23 protein-coding genes are annotated in these 22,848 nt (G+C 69.4%); 8 read left to right on the top strand and 15 right to left on the bottom strand.

Features of this window, described 5'->3' with window-relative positions; translation table 11 throughout:
* Positions 1–135: 135 nt before the first annotated feature.
* From HDA40_RS04170 to HDA40_RS04120, 11 genes are all read right to left on the bottom strand, one after another.
* Positions 136–1,854: a tannase/feruloyl esterase family alpha/beta hydrolase gene (locus HDA40_RS04170; protein ID WP_253751889.1), complete on the bottom strand. Its 1,719-nt coding sequence runs from the start codon at positions 1,852–1,854 to the stop codon at positions 136–138.
* 238 nt (positions 1,855–2,092) lie between these two features.
* Positions 2,093–2,725 carry a GntR family transcriptional regulator gene (locus tag HDA40_RS04165; RefSeq protein ID WP_253751885.1) on the bottom strand — a complete coding sequence of 211 codons (633 nt, stop codon included), beginning with the start codon at positions 2,723–2,725 and terminating at the stop codon, positions 2,093–2,095.
* A 32-nt stretch (positions 2,726–2,757) separates the two neighbouring features.
* A complete protein-coding gene (locus HDA40_RS04160) occupies positions 2,758–3,771 on the bottom strand; it encodes an amidohydrolase family protein (RefSeq protein WP_253751882.1) in 1,014 nt (337 codons plus the stop codon).
* Entirely contained in the window at positions 3,768–4,457 is a 690-nt protein-coding gene (locus HDA40_RS04155) for a 4-carboxy-4-hydroxy-2-oxoadipate aldolase/oxaloacetate decarboxylase (protein ID WP_253751879.1), read from the bottom strand. Before HDA40_RS04155 ends, HDA40_RS04160 begins: the two co-directional genes overlap by 4 nt.
* Complete coding sequence (locus tag HDA40_RS04150; protein ID WP_253751876.1) at positions 4,458–5,276, bottom strand: ABC transporter ATP-binding protein; 819 nt, start codon at positions 5,274–5,276, stop codon at positions 4,458–4,460.
* A gap of 7 nt (positions 5,277–5,283) precedes the next feature.
* Positions 5,284–6,063, bottom strand: coding sequence for an ABC transporter permease (locus HDA40_RS04145; protein WP_253751872.1), 780 nt, complete (start codon positions 6,061–6,063; stop codon positions 5,284–5,286).
* Positions 6,060–6,890, bottom strand: coding sequence for an ABC transporter permease (locus HDA40_RS04140; RefSeq protein WP_253751869.1), 831 nt, complete (start codon positions 6,888–6,890; stop codon positions 6,060–6,062). Before HDA40_RS04140 ends, HDA40_RS04145 begins: the two co-directional genes overlap by 4 nt.
* A 9-nt stretch (positions 6,891–6,899) precedes the next feature.
* Entirely contained in the window at positions 6,900–7,889 is a 990-nt protein-coding gene (locus HDA40_RS04135; protein ID WP_253751866.1) for an ABC transporter substrate-binding protein, read from the bottom strand.
* A 155-nt stretch (positions 7,890–8,044) separates the two neighbouring features.
* The gene (locus HDA40_RS04130; protein WP_253751862.1) at positions 8,045–8,659 is read right to left on the bottom strand and encodes a GntR family transcriptional regulator; all 615 of its coding nucleotides are present in this window, start codon (positions 8,657–8,659) and stop codon (positions 8,045–8,047) included.
* 48 nt (positions 8,660–8,707) lie between these two features.
* Positions 8,708–9,655, bottom strand: coding sequence for a VOC family protein (locus HDA40_RS04125; protein ID WP_253751859.1), 948 nt, complete (start codon positions 9,653–9,655; stop codon positions 8,708–8,710).
* Positions 9,648–10,916 (bottom strand): 4-oxalomesaconate tautomerase, encoded by a 1,269-nt coding sequence (locus HDA40_RS04120; RefSeq protein WP_253751856.1) that lies wholly within the window; start codon positions 10,914–10,916, stop codon positions 9,648–9,650. Before HDA40_RS04120 ends, HDA40_RS04125 begins: the two co-directional genes overlap by 8 nt.
* Before the next feature lie 108 nt (positions 10,917–11,024).
* Between HDA40_RS04120 and HDA40_RS04115 the strand changes: the two genes are divergently transcribed.
* Positions 11,025–11,828, top strand: coding sequence for an NAD(P)-dependent oxidoreductase (locus HDA40_RS04115; protein WP_253751853.1), 804 nt, complete (start codon positions 11,025–11,027; stop codon positions 11,826–11,828).
* Here the strand turns inward: HDA40_RS04115 and HDA40_RS04110 are convergent.
* Positions 11,825–13,069, bottom strand: coding sequence for a hypothetical protein (locus HDA40_RS04110; RefSeq protein WP_253751850.1), 1,245 nt, complete (start codon positions 13,067–13,069; stop codon positions 11,825–11,827). The genes HDA40_RS04115 and HDA40_RS04110 overlap by 4 nt on opposite strands.
* Before the next feature lie 109 nt (positions 13,070–13,178).
* On the opposite strand from HDA40_RS04110, the gene HDA40_RS04105 reads away from it, so the two are divergent.
* On the top strand, positions 13,179–13,502 hold the full coding sequence (locus tag HDA40_RS04105; protein WP_253751847.1) for a hypothetical protein: 324 nt from the start codon (positions 13,179–13,181) through the stop codon (positions 13,500–13,502).
* An 80-nt stretch (positions 13,503–13,582) separates the two neighbouring features.
* Positions 13,583–14,470 carry a GNAT family N-acetyltransferase gene (locus tag HDA40_RS04100; protein WP_253751844.1) on the top strand — a complete coding sequence of 296 codons (888 nt, stop codon included), beginning with the start codon at positions 13,583–13,585 and terminating at the stop codon, positions 14,468–14,470.
* Positions 14,471–14,772: 302 nt separating this feature from the next.
* On the opposite strand, the gene HDA40_RS04095 is transcribed toward HDA40_RS04100, so the two are convergent.
* A complete protein-coding gene (locus HDA40_RS04095) occupies positions 14,773–15,324 on the bottom strand; it encodes an alpha/beta hydrolase (RefSeq protein WP_253751842.1) in 552 nt (183 codons plus the stop codon).
* A 152-nt stretch (positions 15,325–15,476) separates the two neighbouring features.
* Positions 15,477–16,070, bottom strand: a complete 594-nt coding sequence (locus HDA40_RS04090) for a GNAT family N-acetyltransferase (protein WP_253751839.1) — start codon at positions 16,068–16,070, stop codon at positions 15,477–15,479.
* 588 nt (positions 16,071–16,658) lie between these two features.
* On the opposite strand from HDA40_RS04090, the gene HDA40_RS04085 reads away from it, so the two are divergent.
* Both HDA40_RS04085 and HDA40_RS04080 read left to right on the top strand, forming a co-directional pair.
* A complete protein-coding gene (locus HDA40_RS04085; protein WP_253751836.1) occupies positions 16,659–17,909 on the top strand; it encodes a hypothetical protein in 1,251 nt (416 codons plus the stop codon).
* Positions 17,903–18,805, top strand: a complete 903-nt coding sequence (locus HDA40_RS04080; protein WP_253751833.1) for a hypothetical protein — start codon at positions 17,903–17,905, stop codon at positions 18,803–18,805. The genes HDA40_RS04085 and HDA40_RS04080 overlap by 7 nt, the downstream gene beginning before the upstream one ends.
* Positions 18,806–18,870: 65 nt before the next feature.
* On the opposite strand, the gene HDA40_RS04075 is transcribed toward HDA40_RS04080, so the two are convergent.
* Entirely contained in the window at positions 18,871–19,809 is a 939-nt protein-coding gene (locus HDA40_RS04075) for a hypothetical protein (protein ID WP_253751830.1), read from the bottom strand.
* Positions 19,810–20,161: 352 nt separating this feature from the next.
* Between HDA40_RS04075 and HDA40_RS04070 the strand changes: the two genes are divergently transcribed.
* From HDA40_RS04070 to HDA40_RS04060, 3 genes are read left to right on the top strand one after another with little or no spacing between them, the layout of a single operon-like run.
* A complete protein-coding gene (locus HDA40_RS04070; RefSeq protein ID WP_253763550.1) occupies positions 20,162–20,998 on the top strand; it encodes a CPBP family intramembrane glutamic endopeptidase in 837 nt (278 codons plus the stop codon).
* Positions 20,995–22,185 (top strand): sensor histidine kinase, encoded by a 1,191-nt coding sequence (locus tag HDA40_RS04065; RefSeq protein WP_253751827.1) that lies wholly within the window; start codon positions 20,995–20,997, stop codon positions 22,183–22,185. The genes HDA40_RS04070 and HDA40_RS04065 overlap by 4 nt, the downstream gene beginning before the upstream one ends.
* Positions 22,182–22,841, top strand: a complete 660-nt coding sequence (locus tag HDA40_RS04060; protein ID WP_253751824.1) for a response regulator — start codon at positions 22,182–22,184, stop codon at positions 22,839–22,841. The genes HDA40_RS04065 and HDA40_RS04060 overlap by 4 nt, the downstream gene beginning before the upstream one ends.
* Positions 22,842–22,848: the final 7 nt, after the last annotated feature.

Below are 22,848 nucleotides of genomic sequence, written 5' to 3'. Positions count from 1 at the left end.
ACAATCGCCGGTTGCGAAGCGGGCGACCGTCTCGCCCGCAGCGGGTGGCCCGCCGCGGCGATGGGGTCGTTACGTGGGGCGAAGTGACGAGTGGCCCCGGCCGGACGCCCGGCCGGGGCCGCCGAAAGGAGCCGATCAGGCCGTCACTCGCTGCCGGCGGGTCAGCCAGGTGTCCGCCGGGCGGCAGACCAGATCCGTCCCGTACGCGGTGCACCAGGTCTGATAGCCGTGGGAGTAGAGGCGTTGCCCGACCCAGGTGTAGTCGTCGGCCGGCTGGTGACGCGGAGTCACGGGGACGAAGTTCCCGGCGTCGTCGGTGCTGCCCGTGCCGTCATAGCGGGCGACGGCCGGGTACGCGTACACGGGGCGGGTGCGGGTGACCGTGCCGTCGGCCACGGTGGACGCGACGATCGCCGACGGCGTCCGTCCGCTCTCGACCCACGCCATCACCGGGGTGAGGACGTCGAACGTGTTCGGCCCAGCGCCGCCGCCGCAGTGCGCCATTCCGGGGAACAGGAACAGCTTGGCGAACCCGTCGACGGTGCGCTGTCCCATCGTCTGGCGCATCGCGTCGTAGTACGCCAACGTGGTCTGCGGTGAGATGTGCTGATCGTTCCAGCCGTGCCAGAGCACGAGCTTGCCGCCGCCGCGCTGGAACGCCGACAGGTCCGGGTCCATTGCGGCCATGTAGGACGAGGACTGCACGACGCGCCAGAACGACTCGACGGTGAAGTCCAGGTCGGACAGTTGGTACGCCGGGTCGGCCTGGTTCGGGTCGCGCAGGTAGCGCAGGTAGGACAGGGCGAAGTTCTCGCTGGCCACGGTCTGCCCTTGCGCGGTCGGCACGAACAGGGTCCATTCCAGTTCGGAGCCCCACTCGTGCGCGATGGCGACTTCGAGCCGCCGGCCCTGGGCGTCCACCGCGCCGTCGTGCAGCCGGCGTACGACGCCGGCTTCGGCAGTGGACAGGCAGGTAGAGGCGGCCTGTCCGGCCGTGCAGATCAGGGTGGCGGGATCGAACCGGCACTGCCGCGGATCGTCCAGTACGCCGTCGGCGACCCCGTCGAGCCGGTCGCACGCGTCGAGCACCGCTTGGTGGATCAGCGGCAGCTTGTCGGCCAGGAGGATGAAGTTCCCGGCTGCGTCCTTGTTGGTCACGACGTTCCAGCCGTGGTGGAAGGTGTTCTGCACGACCATGTTGTTGGCCGGCGCGCCGGCGGCGATGCCGTCGAAGTCGTGCGGATGGCGCTGCGCCTCCATGAGCGCCTCGCGCCCGCCGTCGGAGCAGCCGATGAAGTACGAGTACCGGGGTGCGTGCCCGTAGAAGCGGGTGATGACGGCCTTGGCGACCTGCGCGGTGACGTGCACGCCCCGGTACGCGAAGTCGATCTGCGCCTGCGGGTTGCCGGCCGCCCAGGAGCCGTCGTTTTGGCCCTGGTGGCCCATGTCGGTGGTGGCGCTGGCGACGGTGCCGTCGGCGATGACCGGGCAGGTCGCCGCCTGCGGATAGGAGATGCGGGCGTTGCCGCACAGCCCGCCGCAGCCGGTCTGCACGTAGCGCTGGGTCCAGCCGTTGACCGGCAGGCGCAGCACGATGGTGTCGGCCGGGGCGATGCTGCCCTGCACCTCGCAGTTGCCGCCGACGACGGTCGCCGACCGGATCGTCACCGGGGCGTCGGTCACCCCGGTCAGGTCGAGCCCGGGCACGTCGGCACAGGCCAGGACGGGGGACAGGGCGGGCAGGTCGGCCAGACCGTCGGCGGTGGCCGGGCGGCCCGCCGAGGCGCCGGGTCCGAACACGACGGTGACAGCGGTGAGGACGGCGATCAGGCCGACGGAGATGGGTGTACGCATCGGGTCTCCTTCTCTATCGAGCGGAGCGGATGACGGCGACCATACGCAGAATGTCAACAATATGTAAAGCAATCTGCGCGACGAAATTGTGCGCTTAACGGAGACGCGAAGTTGATCAGGCCGTCCGGGGAATGATCAGGGCGGCCGGGACACGACACGCCGGTCGATCACGACCGATAGTTCATGATCGCGCGGAAAGACGGGGTCGACCGAGCGCGCAAAAAAGGGCGTGCGAGCGTTAGATCTCGCGCAGCGCGTCGATGACGCTGGCGACGTGCCGCCGGGCCGCGCGTTCGGCGCCCTCGGGGCTGCGCGAGCAGACCTCGTCGATGATCGCGAGGTGTTCGGGCAGCGACCGTTGCGGGCGGCCGGGCCGCAGCGCGAGCCGGAACTGGTGCCGCACGTTGCGGGCGCGCAGGTTGGCCAGGACTTCGGCGGCGACCGGCTGGGCGGCGATCTCACAGATGCGGTCGTGCAGCGTGGTGTTGAGCTGCGAGTAGACCATCATCTCGCCGCCCTTGACCGCCTCGGTCATCCGCCGGCCGAGGGCGCGCAGTTCCGCGGCCTCGGCGTCGGTGACCCGTTCGGCGGCCTTGGCCGCGCACAGTCCTTCCACGACCATGCGCACCTCGGTGATGGCGATGGCCTCCTCGACGCTGACCGTACGCACTCGGGCGCCGACGTTGGCGATGCGTTCGACGAGCCCGGCGTGGGTCAGGTCGATCAGCGCCGAGCGGACGGTGCCCCGGCTGGCGTCGTACCTGGCCGACAGCTCGGCCTCGACCAGCCGTTGCCCCGGCGCGAAGTCCCCGGCCAGGATCGCCGACCGGATCTGGTCGGCGATGGCGACCTCTGGCTCCTCAGTACGCACGACGCGCGACCCCTCCCGTCCCGGTGCAACTCTCATAGCGTAGACGTCAGCCGGGCTTGCAGGCGTGGGTAGACCCGCCGGGCGTTGCCGGAGTAGACCTGCGCGCGTTCGGCGTCGGTCAGCGGCAGCGCGTCGACGTATCGCTTGGTGTCGTCGAAGTGGTGCCCCGTCGTGGGATCGATGCCGCGTACGGCTCCGATCATCTCCGAGCCGAACAGGATGTTGTCCAGCCCGATCACCTCGAACAGCAGGTCGATGCCGGGTTGGTGGTAGACGCAGGTGTCGAAGAAGACGTTGTTCATCAGGTGCGTGGCCAGCGGCGGCTTGCCGAGCATGTCGGCCAGGCCCCGGTAGCGGCCCCAGTGGTAGGGGACCGCGCCGCCGCCGTGCGGGATGATCAGCCGCAGTTGTGGGAACGTGGCGAACAGGTCGCCTTGCAGTAACTGCATGAACGCGGTCGTGTCGGCGTTGAGGTAGTGCGCGCCGGTCGCGTGGAAGACCGGCGTGCAGCTCGCCGAGACGTGCACCATGCCCGGCACGTCCAGGTCGCACATCGCCTCGTACAGCGGGAACCAGTAGGGGTCGGTCAACGGCGGGGAGGTCCACCGCGCGCCGCTCGGGTCGGGGTTCAGGTTCAGCCCGACGAACCCCAGGTCGACGCAGCGACGCAGTTCGGCCACGGCGGCGTCGAGCGGTTCGCCGGCGTATTGGGGCAGTTGGCACACGCCCGCGAACGACTGGGGGAACAGCTCGGTCACCCGCGCGATCAGGTCGTTGCAGGCCCGCGCCCAGGCGATGCCCGTCGCCAGGTCGCCCTCGTGGTGGCCCATCGCCGAGGCGCGCGGCGAGAAGATGGTCAGGTCCGCGCCGCGCTCGCGCAACAGGCGCAACTGGTTGGTCTCGACGCTCTCGCGGATCGCGTCATCGGAGATCGACGGGTACGCCGACTGGGGCCGGCCGGTCAGGAAGGTCTGCAGCTGGTCCTCCCGCCACTCGGAATGGGCCGCCGGGGCGGTGGTGTAGTGCCCGTGGCAGTCGATGATCACTGCTGCTCCGTCCAGTCTTCGTAGACCAGTCCCTTGGCGGCCAGGTCTTCGCGCATGGCGTACATGTCGAGGCCGAGTTCGCCGGAGGCGAGCCGGGCGCGTTTGCCGGCCTCGTTGGCGACGCGGGCCTCGGCCTTGGCCAGCACCTGTTTCGCGTCCACCCGGGGTACGCACACCACGCCGTCGTCGTCGGCGACGATGACGTCCCCGGGGTGGATCAGGGCGCCCGCGACGACGATCGGGACCTGGCAGTCGCCGGGGGTCTGCTTGACCGTGCCCTGGGCGGACACCGCCGCCGACCACACCGGGAAGCGCAGTTCGGTGAGGCTGCGCACGTCGCGGACGCCGGCGTCGATGACCACTCCGCGTACGCCGTGTGCCCGCAGGCTTTCGGCGAGCAGGTCGCCGAGGTAGCCGTCGGTGCACGGGCTGGTCGGCGTCACCACCAGCACGTCGCCCGGCCGGGCCTGCTCGACGGCCACGTGGATGGTCCAGTTGTCGCCGGGCGCGACGGTGCAGGTGAGCGCGGTCCCGGCGACGGCCGCCCCGGCGTACACCGGGCGCAGGCGGTGGTGCAGCAGCCCGGTGCGGCCCTGTGCCTCGTGGACGGTGGCGACCCCGCAGGCGCCCAGTCCGTCCACGATGTCCAGTGCGGTCCGGGGCGTGTTGCGGACGACGAGCGGCATCTAGACTCCCTCGGTTCCCGGCCGGTGGCCCTTCTTGGCCAGCTGGATCAGTTCGTAGACGTGGCGGCGCAGCTCGGCGAAGCGCGGCAGGGACCGGGTCTGGAGCTGGTCGCGCTCGTCGGGGAGGTCGATCGCGACGTCTTCCAGGACGACGGTCGGCCGGTTGGACAGCACCAGGACCCGCTGCGCCAGGTAGACCGCCTCGTCGATGTCGTGCGTGACGAACAGGACGGTGACGCCGAGTCGCTTCCACAACGACCGGACGAGGTCTTCCAGGTCGGCCCGGGTCTGCGCGTCGACGGCGGCGAACGGCTCGTCCATCAGCAGCACCGACGGCTCGTACGCGACCGCGCGGGCGATGGCGACCCGCTGCTGCATGCCGCCGGACAGCTGCCACGGATGGGCTCTGCCGCTGTCGGACAGGCCGACGGCGGCCAGTGCCTCGTCCACCAGGCGCTGCCGATCCGCGCGGGGGACCCGCTTCTCCTTCAGCGGCAGCTCGACGTTCTGGCGTACGGTCAGCCAGGGGAACAGGCTGCGGCCGTATTCCTGGAAGACGACCGCCATCCCGGCGGGCGGGCCGGTGACGGCCGCGCCGTCGAGGGTCACCTGCCCGGCGGAGCTGCCGAGCAAACCGGCGACACACCGCAGCAGGGTGGTCTTGCCCGCGCCGGACGGGCCGACGACGCAAACCAGCGCGCCGCGGCGTACCTCGAAGGTCAGGTCGCGGATGGCCTCGACGGGTTCGCCGTGCCCTTCGTAGGTCTTGCGCAGTCCGCTGACGTCCAGCGCGACCGTTTCGGTGAGGACTGTGGACATCGAGAACTCACAATCTCCGGTCCGTGCGGCGCAGGCCGCGGTACCAGGCTAGGCTGCGGTGCTCGACGAAGCGGAAGACCACCGACAACAGGAATCCGATGAGGCCGAGCAGGATGATGCCGGTCCACATCTCCGGGATGGCGAACGAGCGCTGGAACTGCACGATGGACGCGCCGAGCCCGCGGTTGGCCCCGAACAGCTCGCTGACGACCATGAGGATCACGCCGATCGACAACGCCTGCCGGGCGCCGGCGGCGATCTGCGGGCTGGCCCCGCGCAGCACCACGTTCAGCAGCCGTGTACGCCGCCGCAGCCGATAGGACCGCGCGGTGTCCAGCAGCACCTCGTCCAGCCCGCGTACGCCTTCGACCGCGTTGAGCAGGATCGGCCACAGGCAGCCCAGCGAGATGGTGACCACCTTGGCCGTCCAGCCGGTGTACCCGGCGAACAGGGCGATCACCGGGATCAACACGGGCGGCGGGATGGCCCGGAAGAACTCCAGCGTCGGTTCGGCGAAGGCGCGCAGCCGCGGGTTGAGGCCGATGGCCGCGCCGATGCCGATGCCGCAGATCAGCGCGATCGCGTAGCCGAGGCCGAGCCGCGCCAGGCTGGGCAGCACGTCGGCGGTGATCCGGTCGCCCTGCCAGGTCTTAGGGAACACCCGCACGATCTCCGCCAGCGGCGGCCAGAAGAAGCTGGTGGAGCCGTCGGAGACGACCCACCAGCCGGCGATCAGGAGGATCGGCAGCCCAACCGCGAACAGCAGTCCTACGACGACTTTTCTCACGACAGGTCCTTCCGCACCGAGGCGTGCCACCGCAGGACGTGCCGTTCAACGCGGCGGGCGAACACGTTGACGACGACGCCGATCAGGCCGACCACGATGACCAGGGCATACGTTTCGGGCACGGCGGCCGACGACTGGGCGACGCCGATCATCTGCCCCAGCCCCGGTACGCCGATGACCAGTTCGGCGGTGATCTCCAGAACCAACGCGACTGCGGCGGCCAGCCGGAACCCGGTGACCACGTACGGCAATGCGGTGGGCCAGACGACCGTGCGGAACACCGTCCAGCGAGTGAACCGGTAGGAGTGCGCGGTGTCGCGGACCACCGGGTCGACGTCGGCGACGCCGTAGAGCACCTGCACCAGGATCTGCCAGAACGACGCGTACACCACGAGGATCAGGGCCGACTGCGGCTGGCTGCCGTAGATGAGCACGACGAGCGGGATGAGCGCGACCGACGGGATCGGGCGCAGGAACTCGATGGTGGACGCGGTCGCCCGGCGCAGGAACGGGACGCTGCCCACGACCACGCCGACCGCGATGCCCAGCAGCATCGCGAGGGCGAGGCCGATCGCCCAGCCGCGGACGGTCTGGCCGAACGCGATCCAGAAGTCACGCTGACCCAGATCGGTGACCAGGGCCGCGCCCATGCGGCTGGCGGGCGGCAGGAACTGGGAGTCGACCAGGCCGGTGCGGGACACGATCTCGATCAGCAGCAGTACGCAGACCAGACCGAGCGCGCCCAGGAACAGATCGGTTCGGCGGCCGGCGGCCGGACGGAACTTCCGCCCGGCCACCGGACTCGACGTCGTCGCGGGGAGGGACATGACGCTCGATCAGCCGATCAGGGCCGCGATGTCGGGGGTGGCCGTCAGGAAGCCGTCCTTCTGGGCCAGTTCGGCGAGCTTGGCCACGGACGCCTGGTCGATCGTGCCGGTCCAACGGGGGAGGATGACGGCGGCGCTGACCTTCGCGTCGATCTTGGTGTAGGTGGCGAGGATGGCGCGCACCTCGTCGGGGTGCTCGTTGGCGTACGTGAGGGACTTGGTCATGGCGGTCTTGAACGACTCGACGACCTTCGGGCTCTTGCTCGCGTAGTCCGCCGAGGTGAAGTACGCCGCTACGGTGAGGTTCGGGTCGGTGCCGGCGTAGTTGGACACGACCTGCCGGTTGCCGGCCTGCGTCGCGGTGGTGAGGAACGGCTCGACGACCTGCCCGGCGTCGACGTCACCCTTCGCGATCGCCGCGACGATGTCGGGGAACCCCAGCTCGACGTACGTGATCTTGGACGGGTCGCCGCCCGCCTTGCGTACCACCTCGTTGACCGTGGTCGTGTTGATGTTGTTGAGCGTGTTGACCGCGATCTTCTTGCCCGCCAGGTCGGCCGCGGACTTGATCGGGCTGTCGGCCTTGACCACGACGGCGCCGAAGTCCTTGCCCTCGGTCCCGACGGTGCTGACGCCGGCCGCGACCGCCTTGAGCTTGAGGCCCTTGGAGCTTGCCAGCAGCAGCGAGACGGTGTTGCTGAAGCCGAACTGGTACTGCCCGGCGACGACCGCGGGCACGATGGCCGCGCCGCCGGAGGCGGTCTCCAGCTTCAGGTCGAGACCCGCGTCCTTGAAGAAGCCCTTGCTGACGCCGAGGTAGATGGGGGCGACGTCGATGATCGAGATGACGCCGACCTTGACGGTCGTGGTGCCGCCGCCGGAGTTGGAGGTCGACGGGGTGTCCTCGCCGCAGGCGGAGGCCGCGAGGGGCAGAGCCAAGGCGAAGGCGGTGAGCGCCCCCCGACGCGTCAGGGTGACGCGCGTGATGCTGTCTTGCATCGGAACTCCTATGAAGACTCGGGCCCCTTGGGGACTCGGTGACCGAACACTTGGCCCATCACCCTAGCCATATTGTTGACATTTTTGAAGACGATCCAGCGCACATTCTTATCAAGGAGGTAACGGAGCCGACACAAGATCGTCTGTGCGGCGGGTCAGACCTGCTCACGCAGGGCGGCGATGACCCCGGCGACGTGGCGTCGGGCGGCCCGCTCGGCAGCCTCGGGATCGCGGGCGCAGATGGCCTCGATGATCGCCAGGTGCTCCGGCAGCGACACCTGCGGCCGCCCCGGGCGCAGCGCCAGCCGGAACTGGTGGCGCACGTTGCGGGCGCGCAGATTGGCCAGCACGTCGGCGGCGACCGGCTGACCGGCGATCACGCCGACCGTCTCGTGCAGCGTCGAGTTGAGATTCGAGTACGCCATGATCTCGCCGGATCGCACGGCATCCCGCATCTGCCGGCCGAGCGCAGCCAGCTCCTCGACCTGGGTGTCGGTGACGTTGACCGCCGCCCGGTACGCGCACAGCCCTTCGACCGCGAGGCGCACCTCGGTGATCGCGACGGCCTGCTCGACGTTGACCGTGCGGACCCGGGCGCTGCGGTTCGCGACGCGTTCGACCAGGCCCTCATGGGTGAGGTTGACGAGCGCGGCGCGAACCGTGCCCCGCGAGCTGTTGAACTGGTGGCACAACTCGGCTTCCACGAGCCGCTGGCCCGGGACGAAGTCCCCCGCGAGGATTCCGGCGCGCAGACGGTCGGCCACGTTCATGGGTTCCAGATTGTACGCGATACTGCGCACAACCTGGCAAGGCGGAGATCAGATCGGCGGTGTGCCGTGCGTGTGGAAGGACTCGATGGTCTTCAAGCCCCAGGCCTGGCCCTTGGCGCGTTCGGCCTGCGTCCACGTGATCATCTGGTGATCCGGGGCCAGCAGCAGCCGCGCGCCGGCGTTGCACAACTCGATCCGGTTGCCGCCCGGCTCCCAGACGTAGAGGAAGAACGTCTGCTGGATGGCGTGCTTGTGCGGCCCGGTCTCGATGTGGACGCCGGCCTCCAGGCACACGTCGGCGGCACGCAGGATGTCCTCGCGGGTGTCGGCGGCGAACGCGATGTGGTGCAGCCGCCCGGCGGTGCCGGTCCAGTCTCGCGTGTAGACCAGGTCGTACGACTTGTCGCAGACGGTGTACCAGACGCCCTGCTTGCTGCCGTCGTCGTTGACGATCTGCTCGCTCGGCCGGGCGCCGATCACGTCGGCCAGGAACCCCTCGGCGGCGTCCACCTGAGCGGCCAGGTAGTTGACGTGATCCAGCCGCCGGATGTTCGCGCCCCGGCCGGGAAACCGCGACGCCTGGTTCTTCAACGCCGGCCGGGTCGCGTCCGACGGCTCGTATCGCTTGGTGTCCCAGTAGATGCCGAACGGATGGCCGTCCGGGTCGTGGAACTGGAAGACCTCGCCATACCCGGGTTCGTCGGAGTTCCAGCCCTCGCCGAGCCCGGCCGCCTCGATCGCGGTGACCCGCCGGGCCAGCGCCTCCGGGCTGCGCGCCCGCAACCACGTACGCCCGATGCCCGCCTTGTCGCGCGCGGTCAGCTTGACGGTGAACGACTCGTAGTCGTCCCAGGTGTGCAGGTAGACGCTGTCGCCGTGCCGGTACACCTCCTCCAGGGCCAGCACGTCGGCGAAGAACGCCGTGCTCTCGGCCAGGACCGGGGTGAACAGTTCCACCGCGGAGACGTGGGCGACGTCCCGGATCGGCTCAGTCATCGGGTGTTTCTCCTCGGGAGGCTGGATACTCTGCTGGGAACACGGTGCCGTCCAGTAGTAGCCGGGCGGTGCTGACCACGGCGGACCGGCCGACCTTCACGTCGTCTCCGTGCACGGTGACGTCGATGACGGTGTCGTACCAGCCGGTCGGGTGCTCGATGCGCACCTCTGTGCTGTGGCTTTCCTTGGTGGCGTTTTGTTCAACGACGTCGGCGGTGCTTTTCTCGGCGACGTCGGCCGGGCCTTCCGTGGCGATGTGAGCCGGGCTTTCTGTGGCGATGTGGGCCGGGCTTTCCGTGGCGATGTGGGCCGGGCTTTCCGTGGCGATGTGGGCCGGGCCTTCCGTGGCGATGTGGGCGGCGGCGACGCTGCCGGGTAGGGCGGCGGCGGTCGCGACGCTCACCGCCGCGAGCACTCCGATCGACTGGTGGACCCGGTGCGGGATGAACATGCGGGTGCTCAGGCTCCCGCCGTTCGCGGGCGGTGCGACCAGGCACATCTTCGGCACCGTCGTGGCCGCCACGTCGCCCAGGCCCATCAGGTGCCCGGCGATCAGCCGCAACTTCTCGACCCGCTCGCGCAGCGCTTCGTTCGCCTCCAGGTCCTTCGGCGACTCGTATCCGGTGACGCCGAGGTCGGTGGCGTTCAGCACGACGATCGGCATGCCGTTGTCGATCAGCGTGGCGGCGGTCCCGTCGAGGTCGTCGACGATCCGGCCGGTCGGCAGCAGCGCGGGCGCGACCGATCCGGCGGTGTCGCGGAACTCCACGACCAGGCGCGCCGCCGTCCCAGGCACCCCGCTCAGTGCGGTGGTTCCGGCGTACTCGACGACGCCGTCCGGGGTCGGCACGTGCACCACTGCGTACGCGCCGGTGTTGACCATCCGGATGCGTACCGGGGTGACCTCGCCGGTCGGCTGGACCAGGCCGCGTTCCAGGGCGAACGGGCCGACGCCGGCCAGGATGTTGCCGCACGGCTGTTCGGCGCTGACCCGCGGCTGGTCCACCTGCACCTGCAGGAACAGGTAGTCGACGTCGGCCTCGGGGTCGTCGGACCGGCTCAGCACGGCGACCTTGCTGGTCAGCGGGTGGGCGCCGCCGATGCCGTCGATCTGGCGCGGATCGGGCGAACCCATCACGCGCAGCAGCAGCCGGTCGCGCTCGGCGGGGTCGGCGGGCAGATCTCCGGCGCGGAAATACGCCCCCTTGGACGTGCCTCCGCGCATGATGAGGACGGGGATGCCCGCCCGTACGGCACTCATGATCTCATCTCCGTCCGGGTCACGGTTGCGGCGAACTCTAGGTCAATCAGATTGCGAATACAATTGTTGACAATCGGCTCCGGCCCAGGAAAACTCGGGAGAATGCGCATGACCGCCGTACCGCTCCGCATCGCGGTGCTCGGCCTGGGCGAAGCGGGCCGGCACATCTCGGCCGATCTCGCCGCCGCCGGCGCCGCGGTCTCCGGGTTCGATCCACTGGTACGCACAGCGGGCTTGCGGATTCCCGACGGTGTGCGCGCAGCCGACGACGCCGCCGAGGCGTGCCGCGACGCCGACCTCGTACTCAGCGTCAACAGCGCCGCCGACGCGCTCGACGCGCTGGCCCAGGGGCTGCCGGGCTGCCGGCCGGGCGTGCTCTGGGCCGACCTGAACACCGCGTCACCCCGGCGCAAGGAACAGGTCGCGGCGGCGGCCGACGGCGCGGTGGACGTCGTCGACGTCGCCCTGCTGTCGCCGGTGCCCGGCAACGGCCTGCGTACGCCGATGGCAGTCAGCGGACCGGGCGCGCTTCGCTATGCCGACGCTCTTGGCGCGTACGGCGCGACGGTCAGCGTCGTCGACGGCCCGATCGGTGCGGCCGCCACCCGCAAGCTACTGCGCAGCGTCTTCTACAAAGGACTCGCCGCGGCCGTGATCGAGGCCCTCGAAGGGGCCCGTGCCGCCGGGCTGGAGGAGTGGCTGACCGCCAACATTCGCGAGGAACTGGCCCGCAGCAGCGCGGCCACCCTCGACCGGCTGGTCGAAGGCTCGATCGCCCACGCCGTACGCCGAGAGCACGAGATGGCGGCCGCCGCCGAACTGCTCGACTCCCTCGACGTGCCCGCCCGTGTCACCCGAGCCAGCCGCGATTGGCTCGCCGACCTCGCCGCGCAGCCCACCGAGCCCCGCTAGCAACCGTTCCGCAGGATCTGCGCGAGCTCCTTGAAGCGGGTCGCCAAGCCGCCCAGTCGCTGGGGCCTCGGCACGACCTGCCCCTTCTTGTTGATCACGTTGACGGCCGCCCAGGCTCCCCACTTCTCGAGCACCTCCGCGGCCTTCTCGAGCTCGCCGCGGTTGATGTAATAAGCCGCCCCATGCTCGCCAAGGTTCCGTCGTGGATCGGTGGCACGCGTCTCCGAGAACGGCGTGATGCCGTTGTAAGCCGCGTCCTTGATCGCCGCCTGGACCGGTGCGCTCAACTGGGCGAAGCGCCCCCGGTCGAGCCCGGCGTCGAAGACCTCGCCGAGCGTCCTGGCCAGGGACTGCTCGTTCAGGACGGCGGCTTGTTGGAGACTGATGCGCCGACGGGTGGGATCGTTGGGCGCTTTGGCCATCTCGGACCTGATCAGCGCCTGGTAGCTCTTTTCGTCGGCGACCTCGTCGGCTCGGATGTCTCCGCCCGGGTATGCCTTGAGCGCCTCGTAGAACTTCTTCTGAAAGCCGGCCAGCATGAGGTTGACGCCGGTGGCGGTCGTCGCGAAGCCGCCCGGCTTCGGGCCGTTGTCGTCATAGATGTCGGTCCGTTTCGCCTCGTGGGACTCGAGCATCTTCTCGAAGCTACCGCCGTACTTCGTGGTGAACGGGCAGCGTGCCTCGGCGGCTTTGACGGCGGCGTCCAAGCCTTGGTGCGCGGTGAGCAGTGCGGCGAGCGCGGCCTGGAGGGCGGCCACCAGGTTGGCCCGCACTGTGCGTGCTTCGGCGCGCAGTGCGTTTCCGGTAGTGACGGCTTGGCCCTCGATCGTGATCAGGTCGGCGGGCGCGGCGTTCGCGAGTTGGGCGGTCACGGCGTTCCGGAACGTCGCAAACCTTCGCTGCACGTCGGCGACGGCGCCGTTCGCCGCCCGCAGCGCGCTCTCGACGTCAACCAGGCGATCAGCGACCGCGGTCAGCGAGGTCCCGATCGCTTCGAGCTCGGTGAGGATGACATCGACGAGCCCGAAGCAGCGCGACGCGGCGAGGCCCGACCACGGGTGCAACCCGGCGACCGTCTGCACGAGGTCGGCGCGTAGGGCCAAGGTGGTTGTCGCGCCGCTGCTGTAGGCGTCGCGGGCGCGCCGGACCGTGTCGGGATCGCCGGTGACCTGTGCCGCGATGCCGGAGATCTCCTTACCATCCGACGTGAGCCGCTGGAGGATGATGTTCTTATCCGTCACGGGACGAACGCTAGGCTGCGCCGAGGTGAGGCACATCCGCACAAATGCCGACCGTCCCCTGGTGTATGTGCGGATGCCGGCCGCATCGTCAGCGGCTACCTTCGGGGCCATGACAAGTGTCGTCACGGATTCGTTCGAGGTCAGGCCCGATGCCCTGGCCGCCGCCGCCGAGCCGTTCGGCGCTGCGTCGGAACGGTTGACCGCGGCCCGCGAGCCGCTGTACTTCGTACCTCCGTCGTCGGCGTTCGGGCGTGTGTCCGGGTCGGCCGAACTCTCGCGCCGGCTCAAGCTGTTCGTGGATCTCGTCGCGAGGGACCTCGCGACGGTGGCCGATCGCACGGCGAAGGTCAAGAGCGGCCTGCTCGTCTGCGCCGCCGGGTACGCCGACCTCGACGGCGAGATCGCCGAACAGTATCTGCGCCGCCCCGCCTGACTTCGCTCGCCAGTTCCCGCCGATGGTGTGGGGGCGAAAGTGAGCTGCGGCGGCGTACTCGGGCTCGGTAGCTTGAGCGGATGCAGCTGGAGTTCCTGACCGATCCGACCGAGTTCCTCGCCGCGGCCGGCGACCATCTCGCGGCTCACGCGGTGGTCAGCACCGTGGTGGCCACGCTCGCCGAGCGGACCGCCGCGCAGCTCGCCGCCGGCAAGGAACAGCCGGAACGCAACTGGTGGCTCGTGGTACGCGACGAGTCCGGTGCGGTGGTCGGCGCGGGGATGCGTACGGCTCCCTTCGAGCCGTATCCGCCGTTCCTGTTGTCCATGCCGGACGATGCCGCCGTAGCGCTGGGCCGGGCGCTGCACGAACGTGGCGAGGAGATCGCGGCGATCAACGGAGCGCTGCCCGCCGTCCAGCTGTGCGCCACCGAACTGGTACGCCACCAGGGCGGACGCGTCGAGGTCGGCCAGCACACCCGGCTCCACGAACTCGGCGACCTGATCCCGCCGAAACGTGTCCCCGGCGAACTCCGCCGCGCGACCGAGGACGACGTCGACCTCGTCCAGGCTTGGTACGAGGCGTTCGGCGCGGACGCAGACGAGCAGGCCGGTCGCCCGCGTGGAATCAGTTTCCACGAGGCTCCGGACCGGGAGGGCACCCTGCAAACCCTGGTCACCAAGAACATCTGGTTCTGGGTCGACGAGACGGGTGAGCCGGTGCACCTGACGGGCGCGAACCCGCCCTCGTACGGCGTGGCCCGGGTCGGCCCGGTCTACACGCCACCGGAGCAGCGTGGACGCGGCTGGGCCAGTGCCGCCGTCGCCGAGGTGTCCCGCCGGATCGTCGCCGAAGGCGCGCGGGCGTGCCTGTTCACCGATCAGGCGAACCCGACGTCGAACAAGATCTACGCGGCGCTCGGCTATCGCCCGGTCGTCGACATGGCCAACCTCATCCTTGTCCGCTAGGAGCGTGGGTCGGAAACGGGCAAGTCTGCGGGTGATCGTGTTTGCTTTGACACTTGCCGAAGTGCCACCCGGCCACGTCGACCTTCGCCAGGATCGAGTCAGCGGGGGTGTTTGGCCAGCCACGTGTGGCGAACACGGTAGTGCCGTGGCGTTTGGAGTCGTGGGTCATCGTGCCGGCCCGGCCGGGCTTGATCGGCAGGCTCGGCTGGGTGCGAGGGAGGCCGTGCCCGGCACCCATCTCGCCGGACTCCAGATTGGCCGTGATGAGCTTCTGGCGACGTTGAAGCCCCAGGCCGCCGCCCCTAGCCCTGATGAGAGCCCGGGCCCGCATAGCCGATCTCATCGAGGAAGTCCTCCACGGCCGTGGCGACCCGGCCGAGGACCTCGACCGACGCCGCCAGCCGTCCCGGCACGTCCATGCCGTGATCGGCGCCATCGACCTCCAGGACGTGCGGGCCGAGTTTGCGCGCGACCGTGCCGTCCCACATCGGGTCGGCAGTGCCGCCGACCAGCAGCATGGGGGCCGTCGCGGCGGACATAGCGGCGACGATGGTGGCGTTGTTCAGTATCGGGGTCAGCCATACCGCAGGAAGGCGGTGCTCGGCGGCCAACCGGGCGCCGTACGTGCCCAGGGACTTGCCCACGAGCAGTCCGATCCCCTGCAGGTGCGGGCGCACCTGCGACTCGATCCAGTCCATCCGCTGCTCGGCCGGCAGGCTCCGCAGATCGGTTCGCCGCTCCCAATGCGCCGACTCCACGACACCGCCGCGGGCCTCGGCGGCCCGGGCTGCGTAATGCAACAGGGGTAGCTCCGGACCGTAGCGACCGCCAGGCAGGATCAGAACGTCAGCCATCGGCAGATGCTACCGGCCCGGCGCATTCGATGAGGGGTGTGTGGGGAGCCTCCCGGACACCTCTCATCCTGCGTCCGACGTGGACACATTGAACTTCAATAATTGTCAAGGCAAACTGAATCAGAACACTGGGTTTCCTCTGTTTGGAAGGATCACCTACCGACGGCGGGATCGGACCTACCAGCCCGAATGGCCAGCAGGTCCGCGGCCAGCGCCGCATAGATGTACTCGCTGCCCCAGCGGTCCCCGTCGAGGTCGTTCTCGACGAGGTGCGCCTCCCGGCGCATCCCGAGGCGCTCGCAGACCCCGACGGACCCGGTGTTCTCCACGTCCAGCCGTGCGTAGAGCCGGTGCACCTTGAGCGTGTCGAAGGCGAACGCGGCCAGCGCCGCGGCGGCCTCGGTCGCGTAGCCATGGCCCTGATGGCGTGGGTCGATCGTCCAGCCGATCTCGGCTTGGGCGGCGCGGGTGTCGGCCAGCGTGAGCGTCACCTCGCCGAGGACGCCGGGCTCGTCGCGTCGGCAGACAGCGAGCGCCACCTTGTCCCCGTCGGTGCACCAAGTGGTATGCGCCGCGCGCTCGGCGGCCACCTCCTCGCTGCGTTCCCGCGTGTGCGGGGGCCGGTACAGATAGCGCGCCACGCTCGGCAGGCTCTGGTAGGCGTACAGGTCGTCGGCGTCGCCGGGGGTGAAGAGCCGCAGCGACAGCCGGCTCGTGGTCATCGGCAGCAGCGAGGCTATGTCCATGCGGACCTCCAGGACGCGAACGAGTCGATCATGACGCGGGCCGATTGTCGCATCGCCGCCGCCGACCGACGACGCCTTTTCGGGGCAGCGCCACGGCGGTCGAACTGCACCGCGATGCTTGCGGGTTCCGCGTTGTTCGATCATCCAGGCGACCCGGCTGCGATTTGTTGAAGTTTCCGCCCGATGCAGATCCGCTGGTGAACGTGGTGAACGACATTCACGGCGATAGCATTCCACTATGGATCGGCCGCGTACCCGGGGGAGGCCGGTGTCTCCCGCCGTCGCCAGCCTCGGCCCGGACGGTCCGGGCCGCGTTCAGCGGGTCGCTTGGCTGTTGAGGTCCAACCGGCTGCTCGGCGCGGAGCACGGAATGGACCGGACAAGGGATTTCTGCCAGGCGTTCTTGGGCGGCTGCTCGACCCGCAGCGCCGACCGGGCGCAGGTCTCGCGCTGGGAAAGAGGGACTGATCCCGCCGGGTACGCCGTGATCCGGAGATATGAGCAACTACTGGGGCTGCGAGAAACCACGCTGACCGCGATCAGTGACTTCGTTACCGCGAGATACACCACGGCGGCGGGAAGGCGACGATGACGCGCCCGCCGATCGCGCCGCGCGTCCTGGAAGGCCTGATCGAGCGGGCGCTGAGTACGGAGGCCATGACCGGCGTCCATTGGGACGCTGTGGGTTCCGGACTCCTCCGCACCGGTGCTCGGACCACCCGGCCGTATCTTCCCGCCATCACCTACCGGCTCATCCGCGAACTGCTCATCTCGGACGGCCAAGGCTGGCTCAACCGGAGCACTGCCACGCAGCGCCTTCTACACAACGAGACGACCGAGTCGGCGGTCGTCTCGGCCTGCGCGACCGCGGTGAAGGACCCGGCGAATCAGGTTTTCAACGAGCCGATGCTCGTCCTGGAGGCAGCCCGCAGCCGGCCGGCAGCTCGCGCAGTGCTGGCTTCCATCGTCAAGCCCGTCAACGAACTCGCCCGGCAGGCGGCCTGGTGGAGCGCCGCCGAGAAGATCACCCGGGGGCACTTCTCGCTCGCGGACAAGATGACGCTCACCCGGGAGGCGGCGGACCTGCTCACCCAAGAGCCGCTCGCGCCGGCCCGGATGGCGGCGGCCGACCTGCTGCGGCGGACACCTCAGGTCCGGGCCGGTCTGCGTACGGCGATCACGCGCGTGCTGGACGGCGACGAACTCGTCACCGTCGTCTTCAGCACCGGGTGGACCAGCCGACGTCATCAACCGCTCATCACCGCCATCACCGAGGCCATCGCCGCGAGCGTCCCGGGTCATCAGCCCGGCGGCGACCTCATGCTGGCGTATCTGCTGGAGGAGATGCTGCTGCATCCGCACATCACGCGGCGGGCGGTCGCGGCGCGGATGATCGCTGCGACGCCGTACCGGGCGTCGGCGGGCCACGCGGTGACCCGGGAACTGCGCACAGCGCTGGAACGCAACGAGATCCTGGTCGCGACACATATGATTCAGGCGCTCACCGCGCTCGGCGACGCCGACGGTCAGGAACTCGTCCGAGCACTGATCCTCGATCCGGCCACCGCCGCGCCGGTGCGAAGCATCGCCACCTGGTCGGTGTCGCACATCCCCAGTACCGCCCAGGTTCCGCGCACCTTCTGGACCGCCATGGCGGCAACTCTGACCAGTCCGCCCGGCGATCAGGACAGCAGGGCGATCGTCTACGCCGCCGGCATCGCCGGTCAGCAGGCCCTGCTGCACGCAGTCCGCGACAATCCCGCAGCCCACCCTACGGCCCGCGTCGCGGCGTCCTGGTGGCTCAACCACCCTCACGAGATACGGCCGAGTTCATGGTGAAACCGCAGGAGAAACTGGCCTGGTCGCCGGGCTGGATCAGGGATCAGGTCCGGCGCCACGGCTGGCGTACGCTGATCGTCGCCCTCGTCCTCGGCCTGGTGGCGACCGGCGCGTACGCGGGGGTGAGCGGGTTCATCTCGGGCCAGATCTCCGACAGCCTGAACCGCCTGGCCGGTGGCGACAAAAGCGACGAGACGGGCGGTGACCTGGTGCACCAGGATGTGCCGGTCGACGTCCGCGGCGCTCCGTTGACGGCGACGTACTTCCAGTCGGCGGCCTGCGGAGTGGGGCATCCCGGCGGCTGGCTGATGCCGGACGAGAAGGCGGCGCGAGCGTGGGGCTGGAACGGCGACCCGGACGTGCCGTTCGTCGGCGGCCGGATCAGCTTCATCCTGCAGGGCGCCTCGCCGACAGCGGTCGTGCTGACCAGTGCGAAGCTCGTCGTCGACCGGCGGCTGCCCGTGCAGGGCGTCGTGCTTCGCCGGCCCGACGAGTGTGGGGCGGAAGGCGTCGTCCGTCCGTTCGACATCAGGCTGAGCGGCACGGATGCGACGATGCTCGCCGCTGCCGGAGCGAAGGTGGTCCACGCGGGAGTAAGCCCACCGCCCGGCGTCGAGCTGTTCGACGGTCCGGACGGCCGGTACTACAACACGCCGCCGGTGGACTTCCCCTACCAGATCACGAACGCCGAAGCCGAGCAGTTCGAGCTGGCCGTCCGTTCCGTGGACGACTGCGACTGCCTGTGGCATGTCGAGATCGCATGGGCGTCCGCTGGGCGTACCGGGACGTTCGCCATCGACAACCACGGCAAACCGTTCCGCACGACATCCGCGCCCATCCTGGAATGCGACCCGCGTCTGCAGCCGGTCTCCTGTAGCTACCGCAAGCCGCATTAGTTCGGATCGGGGATCCGCTATGGCCCTTTCACCGAAGCCACAGCGAATCCCCGCCCATACCTACGTCAGGCGACGTAGCCGTTGAACGAGTGCACCCCGTCGGCGGAGCCGTCCGCGTTCGACCGGTTCGTGTTGAAGTACAGAACGCCGCCGCTGACCCCGACACCCTCGATCTCGAACGTCGTGTACGCCGAGGACGTGATCCGGAACGAGAGGTCGCTGGCCGCAGGCGCGGTGCCCGTCGTCGCCGCCGAGATGTTCCGGTAGACGAGCACGATGCTGCGGTTCTCCTTGGTCAGCGGGTAGTAGAGCACCTTCTTGCTCGCGTCGTAGAAGAACCCCTGGTTGACGAAGGTCGTCAGGTCCGAGACAGTGGCGCCGTTGACGAGCGCGCCCTCGACCTGCAGATCGAACGCCTTGGTCAGGTTGATCGTCCCGGAGTTGGACCGAAGCCCGATGCTGCCGTTGTAGACGGTCCGGCCGCTCTTGAACATGAACGAGATCGTCGTGCTGTCCTGGGCGACGCGGCTGACCCCGGACGGCGACGCCACGGCCCCGTTGAGACGGATCTGGTACGACCCGACGTAGTAGTAGGTGGTGCCGTCGTAGCGCAGCTTCACCAGCTGCGCTCCGGTCGCTTCCAAGGTGACGACGAACAGGTGGTGCTGGCTGTCGATGTCGACGATGGTCATGTCGTTCGCGTGCCCGAGCCAGGTGTTGGTCGTCCCGCCGTTGGTGCCGTTGGTCATCAACACCCGGTCACCAGTGGTCTTGTTGACCCGGTAGATCACGGCGAGGTCGTCGTAGTTGGTGTGGTTCTTCACCGAGTACAGGTAGGTGGATCCGGCGGCGAAGCCCTGTACGCCGGTGCAGCAGCTCGTGTTGGGCAAGCTGGCGATGGTCGTGTAGGTGTTGTAGTAGGCGGCCTGCGCGGCCTGCCCTGACATGGCCAGCAGGCCGAACACCAACCCGACCACCAGCACCAGTCGTCTGCCAAATCGCATGTAGTCCTCCCCAGACTGTCGACGACCCGAGCCCCAATGCTCAAGGTCATCGAAGGGAGGCTATTGCTTGATCAAACGGCGGTCAATGCGTCCGAGCCTCGGCTCATGTCAGACCCAGTAAATGGGTCGACCGGTGAGCACGGCCGCCTCGAACAACTCTCGGGAACGCAGCGTCGACTCGAACGAGTAATGCGACGACCGGCACACGAGGTGGCCCGCTTGTCCCCCGCGAGAGCTACCGGCCACTGTCCGCTGCGCGGTGACGATTCCAGGCCCGCGGATCCATAGCGTTCTGGGTAGCCGCGGCGCTCCGGTCGCGGGTTCTGGGGAAAGGGTCGTCATGCGACTGTTCTTGCGACTGTTGGCGCAGATCGTGACCGTCTCGGTGGTGGCGTTCGCCGGCAATGCTGCCGTCGGCGCGGTGCAGTGGAACGTGTGGCCCACGCTGGTTCTCGGCGTCGCCACCGCAGTGCTCTCGCTTTTCGCGTACGCCTGGGTGGTGCGCCGGACCGAACGCCGCGCGCCGGCCGAGGTGGCCTGGAAAGGCGCGGGCGGCGCATTCGGCCGGGGTGCAGTCATCGGCTTCGGATTGTTCGCGGCCGTCATCGCGGTCATCGCCCTGTCCGGCGGTTACCGGGTCGACGGCTGGGGTTCGGTGTCCGGCGCGGTCGCGTTGGCGGGTGTCACGGCCGCTGCCGCGGTGACGGAGGAGCTGTTGTTCCGTGGTGTTCTGTTGCGGTTCGTCGAGCAGCGTATCGGCACGTGGTTGGCGCTGGTCCTCACCGGTGGGTTGTTCGGCCTGGCGCATCTGTTCAACCCGCACGCTAGCGTGTGGAGCTCACTTGCGATCGCCGTCGAGGCCGGCGGCATGCTCGGTGCCGCGTACGTCGCCACCCGCAATCTGTGGGTGCCGATCGGCCTGCATTTCGCGTGGAACTTCGCCGAGGGCGGCATCTTCGGTACCGGGGTTTCGGGGCAGAGCGCGCCGGACGGGCTGCTGCACGGCGTGCTGTCCGGTTCGACGGCGCTCAGCGGCGGCGAGTTCGGGCCGGAGGCGAGCCTCTACGCGCTGGTGGCTGGTGTGGTGGTGACCGGAGTGTTCCTGTGGCTGGCCCGCCGCCGCGGCCAGCTGGTGCCGATGCGCCGGCGCGCCGCCGGGGTCACCGCGACCGTTAGTCTTTCCCGGTGATCGACCACGAGCGGATCCTGGACCGATGGCGGCGGTGGCCCGTCACGGTCCGGGATCTCCCGTTGGCGTTGGTGTTCGTCGTGGCGTCGGTGATCCCGGCGCTGCACAGCAACGGGACGCAGCTCGGGGACTTGCCGGATCGGCCGTTCGACGCGATGGCCGTCGGAGTGATCGCCCTGGAGAGCCTCCCGCTGGTGGTTCGCCGTCGTTGGCCTGCGGTCAGTCTCGCGCTGGTGTCTCTCGGCTTCGCCCTTGATCAGCTCCTCGGCTTCCACACTGTGGCGGGCACCGCCCTGCCCATCGCGCTGCTGAGCACTTCCGTGCACCTGCGACGTCATCGGCGCGGTGCGGTGGTCCTGGGGACTGTGGCGTACGTGGTGCTGGCGGTGGCGCTCGACCGGCGTGGATCGGGTGAGGGGGTGGCCGGGTTCACCTCCTTCTACCTGGTGCTGGCCATCGCGTGGGGGATCGGGGCGTGGCTACGCCTGTCCCGGGCTGCTGAGGCCGAAAGCCGCAGCCACATCGCCGAGGCCACGCGTACCGCCGAACGCACCCGCATCGCCCGAGAGCTGCACGACGTGGTGACCCACCATGTGACGGCGATGGTGGTGCAGGCGGAGGCGGCGAGGTATCTGACGGCCGCGCCGGAACGCCTCGATCAGACTTTGGCTTCGGTCAGCGACACCGGCCGCCGGGCGATTGCCGATCTGCGGCATCTGCTGGACCTGCTCAACCCCGACCACGGCGCGGAGGCGACGACAGCATCCGGGCCGCCCGGGGCGGGCGCGCTTCCGCAGGCGGTGATCGGCGAGCTGCATGACCTCGTGGAGCAGACTCGGCGGGCGGGCCAGCCGGTGGAGTTCGTCGAGGAGGGCAGTCCACAGCAGACAGCCGGCAGCGCCGAGGTCGCGACGTACCGTGTCGTGCAGGAGGCCCTGACCAACGCCCTCAAGTATGCCCACGGCAGCCGTACGGCGGTCCGGGTGCACCACGCCCCGCAGGAGATCGTCGTGGAGGTCAGCACGGACGGCCGGGAGGCGGTCACCGCGTCGCCTGGCGGGAGCGGCCGCGGCCTGGCCGGGCTTCGCGAACGCGTCGGTGTTCTCGGCGGCGAGTTCAGCGCGGGCCGGTTGGATGACGGTGCCTTCGTCGTCCGCGCCCGCATCCCGGCCGGAGGCGCGTCGTGAGCGCTCCGATCCGGGTGCTCGTCTGTGACGACCAGATTCTGATCCGCACGGGCCTGGCGACGATCATCGACGCTCAGCCGGATTTGGAGGTGGTCGGCGAGTGCGGGGACGGGCGTGCCGCGGTCGACCTGGCTCGCCGGTCGCACCCCGATGTCGTGGTGATGGACGTCCGGATGCCGGTGCTCGACGGCATCGAGGCGACCCGTCAGCTGGCCGGGGTCGGGGTGGCGAACCCCGTGAAGGTGCTCGTGGTGACGACGTTCAACCTGGACGAATACGTGTACGGGGCGCTGCGCGCCGGGGCGAGTGGCTTCCTGCTCAAGGACGCCCCGCCGGCGCAGCTGCTGAACGGCATCCGCACGGTCGCGAGTGGGGCCGCGTTGCTGGCACCCGAGGTGACCCGGCAACTGGTGGGCCGGTACGCGGCGCGGATCCGTCCTGCGGAGAGCACCCCCGATGACGGTCCGCTGACTCCGCGTGAACTGGAGGTGCTGCGCCTGATCGCCAACGGCCTGTCCAACGGTGAGATCGCTACCGCGTTGGTGATCAGCCAGGAGACCGTCAAGACCTATGTGTCGCGCATCCTTACCAAGCTCGACTTGCGAGACCGTGTTCAAGCGGTGATCTACGCGTACCGCCGGGGGTTGGTGACCTGACGGCCCG

It is taken from the genome of Hamadaea flava (assembly GCF_024172085.1).
Classification (GTDB): Bacteria; Actinomycetota; Actinomycetes; order Mycobacteriales; family Micromonosporaceae; genus Hamadaea; species Hamadaea flava.
This window is presented reverse-complemented; position numbering and strand designations above follow the sequence as displayed.

Coding starts and splice junctions, on each gene's coding strand:
- HDA40_RS04085 (WP_253751836.1), top strand. CDS start 16,659: ATGACGCGCCCGCCGATCGCGCCGCGCGTCCTGGAAGGCCTGATCGAG.
- HDA40_RS04135 (WP_253751866.1), bottom strand. CDS start 7,889: ATGCAAGACAGCATCACGCGCGTCACCCTGACGCGTCGGGGGGCGCTC.
- HDA40_RS04105 (WP_253751847.1), top strand. CDS start 13,179: ATGACAAGTGTCGTCACGGATTCGTTCGAGGTCAGGCCCGATGCCCTG.
- HDA40_RS04130 (WP_253751862.1), bottom strand. CDS start 8,659: ATGAACGTGGCCGACCGTCTGCGCGCCGGAATCCTCGCGGGGGACTTC.
- HDA40_RS04090 (WP_253751839.1), bottom strand. CDS start 16,070: ATGGACATAGCCTCGCTGCTGCCGATGACCACGAGCCGGCTGTCGCTG.
- HDA40_RS04120 (WP_253751856.1), bottom strand. CDS start 10,916: ATGAGTGCCGTACGGGCGGGCATCCCCGTCCTCATCATGCGCGGAGGC.
- HDA40_RS04170 (WP_253751889.1), bottom strand. CDS start 1,854: ATGCGTACACCCATCTCCGTCGGCCTGATCGCCGTCCTCACCGCTGTC.
- HDA40_RS04150 (WP_253751876.1), bottom strand. CDS start 5,276: ATGTCCACAGTCCTCACCGAAACGGTCGCGCTGGACGTCAGCGGACTG.
- HDA40_RS04095 (WP_253751842.1), bottom strand. CDS start 15,324: ATGGCTGACGTTCTGATCCTGCCTGGCGGTCGCTACGGTCCGGAGCTA.
- HDA40_RS04115 (WP_253751853.1), top strand. CDS start 11,025: ATGACCGCCGTACCGCTCCGCATCGCGGTGCTCGGCCTGGGCGAAGCG.
- HDA40_RS04140 (WP_253751869.1), bottom strand. CDS start 6,890: ATGTCCCTCCCCGCGACGACGTCGAGTCCGGTGGCCGGGCGGAAGTTC.
- HDA40_RS04080 (WP_253751833.1), top strand. CDS start 17,903: ATGGTGAAACCGCAGGAGAAACTGGCCTGGTCGCCGGGCTGGATCAGG.
- HDA40_RS04125 (WP_253751859.1), bottom strand. CDS start 9,655: ATGACTGAGCCGATCCGGGACGTCGCCCACGTCTCCGCGGTGGAACTG.
- HDA40_RS04155 (WP_253751879.1), bottom strand. CDS start 4,457: ATGCCGCTCGTCGTCCGCAACACGCCCCGGACCGCACTGGACATCGTG.
- HDA40_RS04100 (WP_253751844.1), top strand. CDS start 13,583: ATGCAGCTGGAGTTCCTGACCGATCCGACCGAGTTCCTCGCCGCGGCC.
- HDA40_RS04075 (WP_253751830.1), bottom strand. CDS start 19,809: ATGCGATTTGGCAGACGACTGGTGCTGGTGGTCGGGTTGGTGTTCGGC.